Below are 15297 nucleotides of genomic sequence, written 5' to 3'. Positions count from 1 at the left end.
AGTTTCGAGAGTGCAAAATTTTCATATCTGTTCTGACCACACTAAACGTGTAACTCGCGCACCGGTAAGAGCATCTTTGTTGAAGTGGACGGCCGTGAGTTGGGTGCAATCGACCCCGGCGGTCAAGTGTGCGCCCATGTGAACTAAAGACTTGCGGATGATTGACTAATCTATTGATTAAACGGTTTGGCCTTAATGAAGCACTGGTTCGCAGCTAATGAAATGGCTAGGCGTTTTTCGCTCGCTTCGCTTCTGACTCACATGTCGGCGTTTCGGAGTTGAGTATGTGTTGGGACCCAAGCCAGAGGGGAAGCTCACCAAAAGCGTTCGGTGGCTCGAGGCGTGGCTTTGGCCGGGCGCTGGTGCAGGGGTCTCGGAGTGAAGCAGGCTCGCCGCTCTCAAGGTGTCGGGATCGCACGGGATGCTAAGCCGAATCGCATGGGAAATCCGATATTCCAGACACAGGGTGCGATCGGGGTCACTATCGGCCGCTGCCGTCGGGTTCCATAGATCTAAGATCATTGCCCGAAGGGAACACCATCATGTCTAACGCTCTGGAAACCAGAGAGCCTACCAAACCGTGGGATGTCTTGCGCTTCGTGCTGTATAGCGCGATCGGCATCACCGTGTTTTTCGTGCCGGTGACCATCAACGAGAAGAGCACCATTCTGCTCGATCATTTGGTCACCTGGGTGCGTGCCGCTGCGGGCGGAGCCGTGCCTTATTACATTCTGGCGCTCTTGGCCGCCGGTACCGTGCTGCCTTTCGCCAATGGTGCGTGGAAGAAATCGCCGATGCGCATGTTCTTTGCCTTCGCCAATATTGTTGGATTGGTTGTGGGCGTGGCGCTGACCTTTGGTTGGGGACCACAGTGGCTCTTGCAAAAGGATATGGGGCCATTCCTGCTGAACTCGCTCGTGGTGCCGGTGGGCCTCATCGTGCCGATCGGCGCGATTTTCTTGGCCATGCTGGTCAGCTATGGCCTCATGGAATTCATTGGAGTGTTCTGCCAGCCGATCATGAAGCCCCTTTGGCGCACCCCGGGACGCTCGGCCGTTGATGCGGTGGCTTCTTTTGTAGGTAGCTACTCGCTGGGTCTGTTGCTCACCGACCGCATGTATAGGGGCGGACGCTACACCGGGCGTGAAGCGGCGATCATTGCCACAGGGTTTTCCACCGTATCGGCCAGCTTCATGGTGATTGTTGCCAAAGCTGTGGACCTGATGCCGTACTGGGGGACCTACTTCTGGTTAGCGCTCCTCGTGACCTTTGCGGTCACGGCAATTACCGTGCGGATTCCGCCGCTATCGCGCATTCCTGACACTACCTACTTGGGTGTGAAGCACTTGCCAGAGGAAAAGGCCCAGGGCAACCGCTTTAAGGTGGCGTCCGCTGAGGCCATGATCGCACTTAAGCGAGCACCGGGGCTGGGACGTAATATCGGCGAGAATCTTCTCGACGGGTTGAAGATGGCGATGGCCATCCTTCCCTCGATTCTTTCGATTGGTTTGCTCGGGCTGGTCCTGGCCCGATTCACTCCGATATTCACCTGGCTCGGCTACCTGTTTGCACCCTTCGGCTGGGTGGTTGGTCTCGACGATCCGCTACTGGCTGGCAAGGCCTCGGCCACAGGGATCGCTGAAATGTTCCTGCCGGCAACGCTGGCCGCAGGTCACGAGTCACTCGAGCTGCGTATGGTGATCGGCATCGTGTGTGTCTCGGCGATTATCTTCTTCTCCGCATTGGTGCCTTGTATTTTGGCGACCAGCATTCCGCTGAAACTATGGCAGATGGTCGTCATCTGGTTCCAGCGTGTGGCGCTGACGATTCTTATCGCAACGCCGCTTGTCTCACTGATCCTCTAGGTATTGAGTCGCCCGTCCTTCAGCCAGCGACCCAGGCTTGCCAGGCCGTCGCTCCAGCGCCCGAGGTCCGTATGCCCGTGGTGCGCGGTGATGACCTCGAGCAGTTCGCCAACGGCCGCGTCGGTCTGGCCAGCTTCAAGGGAGGTGAGTGCGGAAAACACCTTCACACCTTCCGAATTGGGGAACTGGGCGCGTGCTTGCTCAAGTATGGCACGCGAGGCGTCGAGTTCGCCCAGCCAACGCAGCGTGCTTGCATATTGGCAGAGGCAACGCCGCAGGGGTTCGCCACTCAAGCCTTGTTGCAAGGCTTGCTCGTAGAGCTCACGCGCTTGCTGCTCATGTCCCGCGGAATCGTGAGCTCCGGCCAATTCGTAGCGGACAACGGCATTGTTGGGATATTGCTCTAGTAGTTGCTCGAAGAAGCGAATCGTTGGCGCCATGTCGTTGCGGTTGCGCAACGCATACCCCGACCGAATTGCTTCGGCGAGGTCGTGAGACAAACCCTCGTACATTGCGGTTCTCCTGTCGTAGTGCCAAGTGGCTCATTCTTGCATGGGGGCTGACGGCTTGGCGCTCTTGTTCAGCATGGCCGCCGCTTCGTAATTCGAGAACAAGCCTTCGATGGTATTTGGCTAGATCTGAACTAAATGGAGCGGCGGCGACGTCGAGCCTAGTCGAAACTTTGCAAATTTTTCCTTGTGCGATCGGGCAGTTAAGACTTAGGGGCAAGGTCCTCTCGTTAGTGCCGACTGTGCTCGGCGTGATGGGAGATTAGTCTGCTTTTTTTGGTCCTTCGTCATGAGTCCTGAACTGGCGCCAACTTTCAAGGACGTTACTGACTGAAGTGAGCGATGTGAATCGGTGCAGTTGAAGCGCCTCAAGCAAGTGCTGAAACGGCGTTATGGCGCGAGAGGCGATCCTATGTCCGTTCTCGCTTCTTCGATTCCGCGATGCTCAGAGCTACGAGTGAAAGAAGTCTAACCGCAAGTAACACCAGGCCCAGGTGGTCGACGGCGATGGTGCTGGATGTGAAGACTTCTGGACCCCTGGCTGCTCGGTCCAAACCGTATCCCTCTAGACGGTTTCGCGAGGCCTCGACGCCAGCACGGTGGTGCAAGGTCGGATGAATGCGCTTGGCGGACGGATGTATCTTTCGGTATACCAAATGTGGATCTAAGTCGGTAGGCTGGAGCACGGTGCGCACCTAACCGCACCGCAGCTTTCCACGCGAGCCAAGGAGTACTCAATGGGGCAGGTCACCCGCATCAGCGCCGCTTTCGTCATCGGCTACCAAGACGGGGACCACTGCATTTGGCCGCAGGGTGAACTTGTCCATGAGGACGGCATCGTGCTCTTCGTTGGACGCGACTATCCAGGGCATGTCGACATCGAAGTGGACTCAGGAAATGCCATCGTGTCGCCTGGCTTTATCGACCTCAACGCGCTCTCGGATATCGACCACGCAATCTTTGATTCCTTCACCAGCGGCGACCTACGCCGAGGACTGGCGTGGTCCGAGGAGTACTTGCATAACCATGGTGCGGTATTCACCGAGGAAGAAGAGGCGTTCCGCCGCCAATTCGCCATCAGCCAGCTAGTGCGCAACGGCATCACCACGATCATGCCGATCGCGGCCGAAACCTATAAGCCGTGGTGCGAGGACTACGCCGACATGGCTCAAATGGCCCAGGCCGTCGAAGCGCTAGGACTGCGCGCGTACCTCGGACCAAGCTACCGCACTCACGTTCCCTATACCGATGGCACGCAGCAGCTGTTGCACTTGGACGAAGGCAAAGGGCTTGTGGGCCTACAGCAGGCCATAGAATTCTGTCGAGACTTTGAGAACGCCGCAAATGGGCTGATCCGCACGGCGCTACTCCCTGCGCGCATTGAAACCCAGACCGAACAAACGCTCAAACTTACCCGCCAGGCCGCTGACGAATTGGGTGTTCCGGTACGTTTGCATGCCGCTCAGGGGCTATTCGAAGTGCAGGCCATCGTCGAGCGCACCGGAATGCGCCCGCTCCCGTACTTGGATTCGCTGGGCTTTCTGACCGAAAGAACTTTTATACCGCACGCTTGGACGGTGCCCGGAAACCGGCATATGCCCGAAGAATTTGGAGAGGGCGACGATCTTGCGCTACTCGCCGCCTCGGGAGCATCGGTGATTTTCTGCCCGATTCCTACCGCGCACTACGGTGTTTGCCTTGAAGATTTCGACTCCTACCGCGAGCAGGGAGTGCGGGTGGTGCTGGGGACCGACTCCGCCCCGCCGAACATGATCCGCGCGATGGACTTGGCGATGGGCATGACCAAGGCACATACGGGTTCGATGACCAGCGCCCAGGGACGAGATCTCTTCCGGGCCGCTACCTTAGAGCCGGCGAATGCGTTAGGTCGCGAGGATCTGGGCCGGCTGGCGCCCGGTGCGCAGGCCGACTATTTCGTGCTGGACCTCAACGGCACCCATATCGGACCGAATGCCGACCCGATCCGCACTCTAATCATGAACTGCGACGGCCGCGATATCACACATGTCGCGGTGGCCGGACGAACCATCGTGTCCGACAAACAGATCGTTACCGTGGACACCAGCGACTATCAGCGGCGCGCACAAGATTTTCTAGATAAGTACATGGCCGCATTTAGCGTCAGTGACTATAAGCATCGGCCCACCGCGGAGCTCTTCCCGGCGAGCTTTCCGGTGCGCTAACTTTCGTCCCTAGGATATCGTCGCAGGCGGCTTTCGGAGTTGGGGGCCTCCTGACGGTCGGCTCCGAGGTACGACGTGTTGTTGGTGGGCATGCCACAGTTGCAATGTAGCAGCCCACCATTGGGCTTAATCGAGAATGGCCGTCGCCTCGATCTCTATGAGCGTTTGGGCATCAAAGAGCATTTCGACGCCGATGAGCGAGGACGGTGGCATTGGGGTAGGTAGCCCCACTTCTTGGGCTACGGAATAGATGCCCTCCATGAGCTCGTTGATTTTCCCAGTTTGCCAGTCGGTGACGTAGATCGTTAGCCGGACGACATCGTCGAAGGTCGCGCCGACAGAGGCCAATCCCGTTGCGGTGTTGCGTAAGGCTTGCGCCGCCTGATCTCTGAGATTGTCCGGAGTTTGCGCACCGTCAGGTCGGTACGCCACCTGTCCGGCGACATGGATGTGACGAGTGCCAGTCGCAACCGCGACGTGGTCATAGGGGGCTGGTTCCAGCATATTGGCGGGACTGAATCGATGAACGGCCACGGAGTTTCTCCTTTGTTGTGAGTGGGTATCATCAAGCTATGCGCCCGTTACGGGGCACTTCAACGAGACTAGGTTTCAGCATGGATACCACTAACGAGCTACGCGTCACGCCGGCGCACCGTGAGCTGCTTGATCAAGTGCTCGACAAATTGTCGCTCTCGGTCATGAACGAACTTTGTGAGAAACCTTGTCGATTCAATGAGTTACGCCGGGCGATTCCACGGGTTACTCAGAAGTCATTGACGGGAACTCTGCGACGACTTGAGCGAAACGGTGTCATAGAGCGGAGCGTGGCCAGCACTCGTCCGGTCGCAGTAACGTACAGCATTACACCACTCGGGAAAACCCTGCGCAGGCCGGTGGATGAACTATTGAAATGGGCCGAGGACTACTTACCGGAGATTGACGCCGCGCGCGAAGCATTTGACGACGCTGAAGCCGGGGCAGACTCATAGATTTCTCTAGTATTCGGCCAGTAGAGCACCTAGGCGCTGACATGCCGACCCAATAAGGCAGTGCCTTGAGCTTGTTACCTGAGTGGATTGCTTCAGGGAAGTCCTAGGGAGTTGTGGCGGTCATCCGGATTAGTAGCCTGGAGCCCTTGAGAATAGGGTTGCGTTTCGCGATTTCTCTGAAGGTTGAACGCGATGAACTTACACTTCCCATGTTGACGTGTAGCTACGCGAGGAGAGTAGGGCAGCGAGTTCGGCGTGAACATGCATGGTCTTGGTAAGACGTTTCGTCCGGTCATCTGAAAGCTTTCCCTCTTCCCAGTCGCGACCGGAAAAGTATGCGGAATACGGGTTGATCACGCACTTGAAATCATTCATCAACGAACCGGCAAGCGACGTCGTCGCCATGTAACTGTGTGGGAGACCAGCCGAGCACACGAACGAAACGACCTTGTCGAACCACGCCGAGGTATTACGGCCATCGCCGGTGGCTCCGGTAGCTTCAATCAGAGATTTGACTGCGGCGTTGGGAGCCCAATTGTAAATCGGGAAAGTGAGGACAATGCCGTCGCTTTCCCGAATGCGCCGATGTAAAAGCGCAAATCCTGGGTCGCTGAAAATCTCGTTATTGTCGAAGATTGGAAGTTCGAATTCCGCCAGATCGATTACTTCCGAATTGTGCCCGTGATTCTGCAGGATTTGCGCTGCTTGGACGGCCAAGCCGCGGCTAAGGCTGGCGGGGTCAAGGCTGCAGGAAATCACAGGGAGTGTCAGTGGCACACCCGTACCCTAGCAGAAAGATTCTGCCTACTTCGCTAGGGAATCTGCCGTCCGAGTTGGCTAATACTCTGATGTTGAGCTCCTCCCGCAGTCTCCAGTCTTTAGTCACCGACGAATTCTATCTACGCGAGATTTACATCAATGGATGCAAATTTTCACGATTTTCCACCTTGGCGAGCGGAAATCTGGAAACGACCTAATGAAACAAGAGATTCCTTCCAGTTAATTGAAACTGCAACAAAATTGCTTGGGCGATGACCATTTATGTTTTTGGTCAACTCGTAGAATTATGCATCTCCATAACTCTAGGATCGGCTCTGGCTACTGCTGCCGACGGTATAAGGGGGAGCCGTTGAAGTACCTAGCATGCCTTATTTGTGCTGGGTGGAAATAGCCGTCGGGTCATACTCGCATCTTTAGAGATGAAAGGCCCGAGCTCGGAAGGCTGGGTCGTTTGACTCGCCTTCAAGTTTCTCAGAGGAAGGGTACGTATTCGTGGAACGAATAAGATCACGCCCGCGAGCTAGCGGGCTTGGTATTGAACCAAGGAATGCGCGTAAGGGAAGACAAGCACGCGCTGCATCAACAGCCGCCGTGCTCGTCTTGGGATTGTTTGCGAGTAGCTTAGTTCCAGCCGCTGCCAATGCAGCACAGGGACAAATTACCGGTTCTGCTTTCAATGACAGGAACTCCAACGGTCAATACGACGCAGGGGAAAGCGGTCTCGAAGGCGTTCAGGTTACTGCCTTCGGAAGCGAAGGTCAGGAAGCCGGCACGGCAGTTACTTCGGCCGACGGCAACTATGTGCTTGACGTCGATACCGCCGATGATTCGGTTGAGGTTCGCCTAGAATTCTCTACCCCTGATGGATACGCGCCAGCACCAGTTGGAATCGACGGTGCTACCGCAGGTTCCACAGTCCAGTTCGTGGCACCGGGTAAAACCGCAGATGTCGGCTTCGTCATCCCCGGGCAGCCAGCCGATGATAATCCGCCCTTAGTTTGGGCCGAGCAACGGGCACAGGCTACTGAAAACACGACGAACTGGATCGACCCGTCAACCCAGCGCAGCATCGGTTCGATGCTGTATGGCGACCGCGGTGATCAACGTGGCGCAACGACGGAAGCCACCGTGGCGCAGACCGGCGCGATCTGGGGCATCGCGAATCTTGGCGAAAACCACGTTGCCAGCTCCGCGCTGTTCAAGCGCCACGTCATTACCGGCCCAGGCGGCCTTGGCGCAATCTACCTCACTGATACCGCTGCAGACCCGAATGCTTCGGTCTTTGCCACGATCCCAAATGTGGGAACCGATCCGCGTCCTCTTGGGTCGGAAGCGGGGCCAGCGGCCTATGACTGGTTCCATGACATGGCCGCCTGGCCAGAGATCGGCAAGATCGGACTGGGTGGCCTTGCCGCGACTCCTTCATTTGATGCGCTCTACGCGGTTAACTTGAACGATAAGTCGCTGTATCAGGTGCCCGTAGACATGAGTAGCGGAACGCCAGTTGCCGGTGAGCCGGCAGCGATCGCTGACTTGTCCTCTCTTCCCGGAGCCAGTTGCGCTTCGGAGAATGTTAGGCCATTTGGGGTATCTGTCCATGACGGAAGTGTCTGGGTCAGCGGTACCTGCGCTGGACCAACCGAAGCAGACCTGCGTGGATATATTTTCGAGTTGGCGCTGGACGGCACTCTCGTTGGGACCGGCCCCGTTCTTGAAGTACCGATGGACTACGAACGCGGTACTGCGTTCAACGTGGCACCGGACCCCACCGCAAATTGGCACGCGTGGACCGATGACCCGGCAGCTATTTGGCAGGGCTCAACTGAAGAGTGGATCGCTTACCCACAACCACTGGTCTCCGATATCGGATTCGATGAGAACGGGGATCTTACGGTTGCTGTTAAGGACCGGTTCGGTGATCAAGCGGGCTACCAAGCAGGTCACCCGACGGATAACACGGACGATCCCTATTCGTCGGCCACTGCCGGTGAGCTTCTTCGTGCCTGTGCCACCGGCGACGGAAGTTTCGCGCTCGAGTCAAACGCTTCGTGCGGTGGTACCACTGGCGCCTTCCCCAACAACGGTATTGGAGTTGATGGCGGTGAGTACTACGACGACGAGTTCGTAGATGCTAACGGGGTTCGAGCACACGATCAGATCGCTCTCGGTGCTGTATTGCAGATTCCAGGCTTCGTTGATTTCGTCGGTACTGGTTTTGACGTAGGAGACGCAATCTGGACCAACGGTTTCCGTTTCTACGAGAACGCCACCGGTCAGTATGGCGGTAAAGACGGCAATGGTTGGGCGACGATAAATAGTTCCTGGACCCAAGACGGCGGTTTCACCCGCGATGGATCCATGGGTAAGGCTTCAGGGCTGGGAGATCTCGATGCCCTCGTCGCCGATCACGTAGAGGTCGGTAACCGCGTGTGGATCGATACCGATCGCGACGGAGTGCAGGACGCCGACGAGGAATCGGTTTCCGGGGTCGTGGTCACCTTGACCTGCGGCACCACTACGGCCACGACCACGACGAATGAGGACGGCGAATACTACTTCAACGACTCGAATGTCGACGGTGGCTTGGCACAGAATGTTGAGTGTTCCCTGCATTTCGAAACTGCCGGAACCACGGCTGAAGGCTTGGAGCTGACGACCGAACTCGCGGGAGAAAACACTGCAATCGACTCGAACGCAGTGCTCGACGAGCAGGGCGTGCCGACGATTGAATTGGTGACGCCTACAAGCGGTGCGAACCACACCTACGACGCCGGGTTTGTCCCGGCTGCTGAGGTGTGTTCGATTGGTGACTTCGTCTGGGTTGATGAGAATGGCAATGGTGTTCAGGATGAGGGTGAGGCCCCGGTTGAGGGTGTGACCGTTACTCTGCTGAATGCTGATGGCACTCCGGTTGAGGGTGTTGAGCCGTTGACCACTGATGCCAATGGTCTGTATGTGTTCTCGGGTATTGAGTGCGGTACTTATCGTGTTCAGTTCTCGGATCTGCCGGAGGGTAATACGTTCACTGCCCCGAATGCGGGTGAGGATGAGGGTGTTGATTCCGATCCGGTTCCTTCTGAGGATGACCCGACTGTTGGTGTGACTGATGAGTTCACTGTTGGTGGCGAGGTGCCGAACGATCGTACTGATGTGGACGCGGGTATTGTTCCGCCGGCTGCTGAGGTGTGTTCGATTGGTGACTTCGTCTGGGTTGATGAGAATGGCAATGGTGTTCAGGATGAGGGTGAGGCCCCGGTTGAGGGTGTGACCGTTACTCTGCTGAATGCTGATGGCACTCCGGTTGAGGGTGTTGAGCCGTTGACCACTGATGCCAATGGTCTGTATGTGTTCTCGGGTATTGAGTGCGGTACTTATCGTGTTCAGTTCTCGGATCTGCCGGAGGGTAATACGTTCACTGCCCCGAATGCGGGTGAGGATGAGGGTGTTGATTCCGATCCGGTTCCTTCTGAGGATGACCCGACTGTTGGTGTGACTGATGAGTTCACTGTTGGTGGCGAGGTGCCGAACGATCGTACTGATGTGGACGCGGGTATTGTTCCGCCGGCTGCTGAGGTGTGTTCGATTGGTGACTTCGTCTGGGTTGATGAGAATGGCAATGGTGTTCAGGATGAGGGTGAGGCCCCGGTTGAGGGTGTGACCGTTACTCTGCTGAATGCTGATGGCACTCCGGTTGAGGGTGTTGAGCCGTTGACTACCGATGCCAATGGTCTGTATGTGTTCTCGGGTATTGAGTGCGGTACTTATCGTGTTCAGTTCTCGGATCTGCCGGAGGGTAATACGTTCACTGCCCCGAATGCGGGTGAGGATGAGGGTGTTGATTCCGATCCGGTTCCTTCTGAGGATGACCCGACTGTTGGTGTGACTGATGAGTTCACTGTTGGTGGCGAGGTGCCGAACGATCGTACTGATGTGGACGCGGGTATTGTTCCGCCGGCTGCTGAGGTGTGTTCGATTGGTGACTTCGTCTGGTACGACCTGGACAAGGACGGTATTCAGGATGAAGGTGAAGCTGGCGCTGAAGGCGTCACTGTAACCCTCGTCAACGCTGACGGAGAAACCGTCACCACGGTTGAGACCGATGTCAACGGCAAGTACTTGTTCGCCAACATCGACTGCGGAACCTACACCGTTACGTTCGAACAACCCGAGGGATATAACTTCACTGGTACCAGTGAGGGCGATGACTCAACGATTGATTCGGATCCGAGCGAGGAAGGCATCGTTGAAAATGTGGTTGTCGGAGGCGAAGAGCCCAACGATCGCACAGACATCGACGCAGGCTTGGTTCAGCCAGTAGTTCCAGTTCAGAAGTGCACTATTGGTGACTTCGTATGGTACGACGCCGATAAGGATGGCATCCAAGACGCTGGAGAAGCTGCCGTTCCGGGCGTATCAGTGACCTTGCTAGATGCAGACAGCAACCCGGTCGCCGGTGTTCCGGCACAGATTACTGATGCAGAAGGCAAATACCTGTTCGAGAACCTGGAGTGCGGCACGTACCGAGTACAGTTCGAGAATCTCCCTGAAGGTACCGAGTTCACTACGCAAACTTCTGGCAATGACCCCGCAGTTGATTCAAACCCGAACGAGCAGGGTCTGACGGACCCGGTAACGGTCGGTGGAGAACAGCCTGCTGAGGACCTGACAGTTGATGCCGGTGTAATTGAGACCGAGGTGCTACCGGACCCAGACAAGTGCCGTATCGGTGACTTCGTTTGGTTCGATGTCGATAAGGATGGTACGCAAGGCGCCGATGAGAACGGCGTACCGAACGTGACTGTAACTCTTATTGATGCACAGGGTCAGACGGTCGATACCACCACTACCAATGCCAGTGGCGGGTACGTCTTCGATGAGATCGAATGTGGTACCTACAAGGTTCGATTCAGCGATATACCTGAAGGCACCGAGTTCACCACGCCAAATTCTGGCAATGACTCCACAGTTGATTCAAACCCGAACTCGGATGGACTAACTGACGACATCATTGTCGGCGGCGAAGAGCCGAACGAGGACCTAACAATCGACGCTGGTGTTGTTCCGCAGGCTCCGGTTGAGGTGTGCTCGATTGGTGACTATGTCTGGGTGGATGAGAACAGCAACGGTGTCCAGGACGCTGACGAGGTTGGAGTCGAAGGTGTGACTGTGACCTTGTTGGATGCTGACGGAAACCCAACTGGAGTTGCCCCCGTCGTTACCGATGAGAACGGCATGTATGTGTTCTCGGGTATTGAGTGCGGTACCTATCAGGTGAAGTTCTCTGATCTGCCTGAGGGTTATGTCTTTACGACTCCGGGTGAGGGTGAGGATTCTGCGAAGGATTCGGATCCGAACACTGATGGTGTCGTGGAGAACGTGACTGTTGGTGGCGAGGTGCCGAACGATCGTACTGATGTGGACGCGGGTATTGTTCCGCCGGCTGCTGAGGTGTGTTCGATTGGTGACTTCGTCTGGGTTGATGAGAATGGCAATGGTGTTCAGGATGAGGGTGAGGCCCCGGTTGAGGGTGTGACCGTTACTCTGCTGAATGCTGATGGCACTCCGGTTGAGGGTGTTGAGCCGTTGACTACCGATGCCAATGGTCGGTATGTGTTCTCGGGTATTGAGTGCGGCACTTACCAGGTGAAGTTCTCTGACCTGCCTGAGGGTTATGTCTTTACGATGCCGGGTGAGGGTGAGGATTCTGCGAAGGATTCGGATCCGAACGCTGATGGTGTCGTGGAGAACGTGACTGTTGGTGGCGAGGAGCCGAACGATCGTACTGATGTGGATGCTGGTGTTGTTCCACCGGCTCCGGTTGAGGTGTGCTCGATTGGTGACTTCGTCTGGGTTGATGCGAACAACAACGGTGTCCAGGACGCTGACGAGCAGGGTATCAAGGACGTTACTGTCACCCTGATCGATGCGGACGGTAAGGTCATCGCTGAGGTGAAGACCGACGCTGAGGGTAAGTACTCGTTCGACGAGGTTGAGTGCGGCACTTACCAGGTGAAGTTCTCTGACCTGCCTGAGGGTTATGTCTTTACGATGCCGGGTGAGGGTGAGGATTCTGCGAAGGATTCGGATCCGAACGCTGATGGTGTCGTGGAGAACGTGACTGTTGGTGGCGAGGAGCCGAACGATCGCACTGATATCGATGCTGGTGTTTCCAAGCAAGGTACTCCGCAGCCGAAGCCTGAACAGCCGAAGCCGGAACAGCCGAAGCCGGAGACCCCCAAGACGCCGAAGCTTCCTGAAACTGGTGTGACCGCCGGTTTGATAGCTGCAGGTGCGTTGGGTGTTTTGCTTGCCGGTCTCGGCACAATGCTCCTTCGTAGCCGGAGGAAGAACTCCTAAGGAACGTAGACAGCATTGAAAACCTCTACTGGGGGTAGGACCCATCCGGGTCCTACCCCCAGTAGTATAGCCAAAACCTAGTGAGACTAGGCGCTTCGAAAGCAGCCTCGTGACTCCACTTGTCCATCCGGTCAGCCGAGCTGCGGCGCCCTGTCGATAGTATGCACAGGGTCGCTGAATCTAGTCATACTCGTGCTACAGGTTGCGAGTGAGTCAGCTGCACAATTAGTCGCCTGCAACGACCTATTTGAACCTTTGAAAGGAGGCATCTTTTTGGGTACAACGTAGTTCAAACTATGCAGCGAGATGCTTAGACCGGGCCACACAAATTACCTTGTAGTGCCGAGATCAAGTGACAGCTTCTTTGACTTGGAAGTCTGCGCTCGTACCCCCTATGGATCGCTCGCGAAACTATAAGAGTCTGCTCGCATTTGAGCGTTATCGGGTCGAGGAGATACACATTTTCCAGCGAATCAGACCGAGTCTTCATTACTCGCAGCATGTAAACGAACTAGTCAGTTCCGCCCCATGACTGGCGGGCGCAAAGTTTGAAGGAACGGCCCCGGCGGCGTCTAGTCTATGTGCCATTCCTTGCCGATGACTGCGCAGTCTGCCATGCATTGTGCCGCGGGAGCTGGGATGACGAGCCCGGTCTCGTCGCCGCGGACATGGGTTGCAAATTAGTTGCGTACTCAGGCCCGTGTGGTTTTCGGGATCAATGATCATCAACGATTTAATTGCCCAATATTGCCAGTGCCTACGACCGACTTTTTGGGTCGTGGCCGTCTGTGAAGTTAATTGATTGTTCTTCCGCCCCTGTTTGTTGAGCTCTCCTTATTGGCTAAAGTTAGCTGGCCAGAATGGTTCATCCTTAAAGTGTTGACATAAATGCATCATGTGCATAGTTTCTCACCTAATGAAGCAGCGCTGCTTCATAATATTCCGTATTGTTTGTCCGTTCCCCCAAGCGCGGTCGAACAAGGCACACCATGACTCGAGCGGGGAAGTTTACTGTTACCACTGAAGATTGACTTGGTTCGAGTTGGTGTTGTGTGCTCGTGAAAGTCGTTAAGGTTCCCCATAGTCAGTAGGCGACGATAGCGACGGAATGCAGGCTAGAGGCCCGGTGAAATGCTCCCCCAAGTAGCATTTCACCGGGCCTCTGTCGAGAGCGAGAGCGCCTTCGAGTTGTGGCTTTCTCCAGCAGGGTTCCGGGCAGAAAAGACTCACCCAATGCAAAGGCTTGCGATTGTATTTGCAGTTCGGGACCTTCTGTGGGACTGGACTCCTATGGCTTCAAAGTCAGCCTGCCAGGGGAATCCAATAAGACCGCTAGGGAGCCTGAAATGGGAGGGTCAGTGGCTTCTCACTGAAGTAACGCTGTACCCGGATGTGGTCATGAAAGCTTCGCTTTTCCATGGGCAGATGATCGTTTGCTATTGCTTCGGATCTGATACACATACGGCTTTGAGACGCCTGACCACTTTGCAACGGATGCCGCGTCTACGCCTTTGGACAGCGCCATGCAAATGGCGTCGTGGAGATTTTCACGAGCCGCATCGAGGTCGGCTTGCCTATCTTCCACCCTATTTGCGAGCTCGCGGAGTTGTTGCAGTTCGATCATTTATGTCACCGTCCGTATGGTTCAATGGTCTTTGCTCAGCGCTGTAGCACCTGTCAATAACTGCTATGTATAGTGGATAAACGCAGCTAGTTGTCGAATGTGACCGAATATTTGACGGATTTAGGGCAACTGGAGTAGAGGTTGGCCGCAACTCTTAATTGTGACGAGTCCTTACTGTAAAATATGCCCTCAGAATAGCTGTAGTTTTATAGGTTTTTTACTAGACGCTCCTTGAAGTTGGGTGCATCGATAGGGACTGAGCAATTACGCCTGAACGGGATCGCGTGCGAACCAGCCGGAAAAATGGCACGTGCGGATTGCTACTCCCCGGGGCTGCGCCTACTTAGAACTGTTCCCTAGGGCAGGAAGCTCGATGGGAGTTTCCTCGGCGCCTTCGAAGTTGATGACGACAGGATTGCTCGAGTCACCTAGCCGCGCTTCGACCTTCATGAGCCGTGCGTCGGAGGATACAAAGTAAGTGATGTTGTCAGATGGCTTGTGGTTCGTTCCGGGGCCGGTATAGACCGATACTTCTTGCCCCTCGATGACCGTTTGGCCGTGATACTGCGCGCCGTTTTGGCGCAGGAGTAATGCGTTTTCAGGGCGATCTGAAGCCAACTGGAGCAGGAAATTCAATGCCGAGTCGGGTAGTCCGGCATGAGGGTCGAGATCACGCAAGGACCATGCTCTGCTTGCTGGCGGTTGGGTGGGTAGCTCGGTATTCTGCGCCGGAAGCTCAGCAATCTGATTCTCGGTCCAGACGAGCAAGGAATAGGCGTTACCCGCACCGTTGGTGGTCATATTTGCGTAGCCAGTATGTTCAACGAGGTCGACGCGACCTTGCAGCCACGCTTGTCGGCCCTTGTCTGGGAGGGACATTGTGAAACGCGCTATCCCAAGCTCGTAGTTATTCAGGCGCATCACGGAGAGTTGCTCAGCCTGCTCCATGCTGACGATGGACGGTTCCAT

At 55.8% G+C, this 15297-nt stretch carries 9 protein-coding genes; 4 read left to right on the top strand and 5 right to left on the bottom strand.

The genetic code is table 11. The features are described from left to right. Window positions 1–542 precede the first annotated feature (542 nt). The gene (locus ACJD00_RS15300) at window positions 543–1865 is read left to right on the top strand and encodes a YjiH family protein (RefSeq protein WP_418907750.1); all 1323 of its coding nucleotides are present in this window, start codon (window positions 543–545) and stop codon (window positions 1863–1865) included. On the opposite strand, the gene ACJD00_RS15295 is transcribed toward ACJD00_RS15300, so the two are convergent. Then, a complete protein-coding gene (locus ACJD00_RS15295; protein ID WP_418907749.1) occupies window positions 1862–2377 on the bottom strand; it encodes a tetratricopeptide repeat protein in 516 nt (171 codons plus the stop codon). The genes ACJD00_RS15300 and ACJD00_RS15295 overlap by 4 nt on opposite strands. A 734-nt stretch (window positions 2378–3111) precedes the next feature. On the opposite strand from ACJD00_RS15295, the gene ACJD00_RS15290 reads away from it, so the two are divergent. After that, window positions 3112–4578, top strand: a complete 1467-nt coding sequence (locus tag ACJD00_RS15290; RefSeq protein WP_418907748.1) for a chlorohydrolase family protein — start codon at window positions 3112–3114, stop codon at window positions 4576–4578. Window positions 4579–4704: 126 nt separating this feature from the next. Here ACJD00_RS15290 and ACJD00_RS15285 read toward each other — a convergent pair whose 3' ends face one another. Continuing rightward, window positions 4705–5112, bottom strand: a complete 408-nt coding sequence (locus tag ACJD00_RS15285) for a RidA family protein (protein WP_418907747.1) — start codon at window positions 5110–5112, stop codon at window positions 4705–4707. A gap of 80 nt (window positions 5113–5192) precedes the next feature. Between ACJD00_RS15285 and ACJD00_RS15280 the strand changes: the two genes are divergently transcribed. Next, window positions 5193–5567: a winged helix-turn-helix transcriptional regulator gene (locus ACJD00_RS15280; RefSeq protein WP_418907746.1), complete on the top strand. Its 375-nt coding sequence runs from the start codon at window positions 5193–5195 to the stop codon at window positions 5565–5567. Window positions 5568–5765: 198 nt separating this feature from the next. Here the strand turns inward: ACJD00_RS15280 and ACJD00_RS15275 are convergent, their stop codons facing one another. Further along, window positions 5766–6344, bottom strand: a complete 579-nt coding sequence (locus ACJD00_RS15275; RefSeq protein ID WP_418907745.1) for an NADPH-dependent FMN reductase — start codon at window positions 6342–6344, stop codon at window positions 5766–5768. Window positions 6345–6938: 594 nt separating this feature from the next. Between ACJD00_RS15275 and ACJD00_RS15270 the strand changes: the two genes are divergently transcribed. Then, window positions 6939–12704 (top strand): SdrD B-like domain-containing protein, encoded by a 5766-nt coding sequence (locus ACJD00_RS15270; protein WP_418907744.1) that lies wholly within the window; start codon window positions 6939–6941, stop codon window positions 12702–12704. Window positions 12705–14100: 1396 nt separating this feature from the next. On the opposite strand, the gene ACJD00_RS15265 is transcribed toward ACJD00_RS15270, so the two are convergent. Both ACJD00_RS15265 and ACJD00_RS15260 read right to left on the bottom strand, forming a co-directional pair. Further along, the gene (locus tag ACJD00_RS15265; RefSeq protein WP_418907743.1) at window positions 14101–14328 is read right to left on the bottom strand and encodes a hypothetical protein; all 228 of its coding nucleotides are present in this window, start codon (window positions 14326–14328) and stop codon (window positions 14101–14103) included. A gap of 339 nt (window positions 14329–14667) precedes the next feature. Then, a complete protein-coding gene (locus ACJD00_RS15260; protein WP_418907742.1) occupies window positions 14668–15297 on the bottom strand; it encodes a hypothetical protein in 630 nt (209 codons plus the stop codon).

The organism is Glutamicibacter endophyticus, assembly GCF_048457885.1.
Taxonomy (GTDB): domain Bacteria; phylum Actinomycetota; class Actinomycetes; order Actinomycetales; family Micrococcaceae; genus Glutamicibacter; species Glutamicibacter endophyticus.
The sequence above is the reverse complement of the archived record's forward strand: the minus strand, read 5'-3'. Positions and strand labels throughout refer to the sequence as shown.

Excerpts from the sequence above, each read along its gene's own strand:
- ACJD00_RS15300 (WP_418907750.1), top strand. The coding sequence starts at position 543 with ATGTCTAACGCTCTGGAAACCAGAGAGCCTACCAAACCGTGGGATGTC.
- ACJD00_RS15295 (WP_418907749.1), bottom strand. The coding sequence starts at position 2,377 with ATGTACGAGGGTTTGTCTCACGACCTCGCCGAAGCAATTCGGTCGGGG.
- ACJD00_RS15290 (WP_418907748.1), top strand. The coding sequence starts at position 3,112 with ATGGGGCAGGTCACCCGCATCAGCGCCGCTTTCGTCATCGGCTACCAA.
- ACJD00_RS15280 (WP_418907746.1), top strand. The coding sequence starts at position 5,193 with ATGGATACCACTAACGAGCTACGCGTCACGCCGGCGCACCGTGAGCTG.
- ACJD00_RS15265 (WP_418907743.1), bottom strand. The coding sequence starts at position 14,328 with ATGATCGAACTGCAACAACTCCGCGAGCTCGCAAATAGGGTGGAAGAT.
- ACJD00_RS15260 (WP_418907742.1), bottom strand. The coding sequence starts at position 15,297 with ATGGAACCGTCCATCGTCAGCATGGAGCAGGCTGAGCAACTCTCCGTG.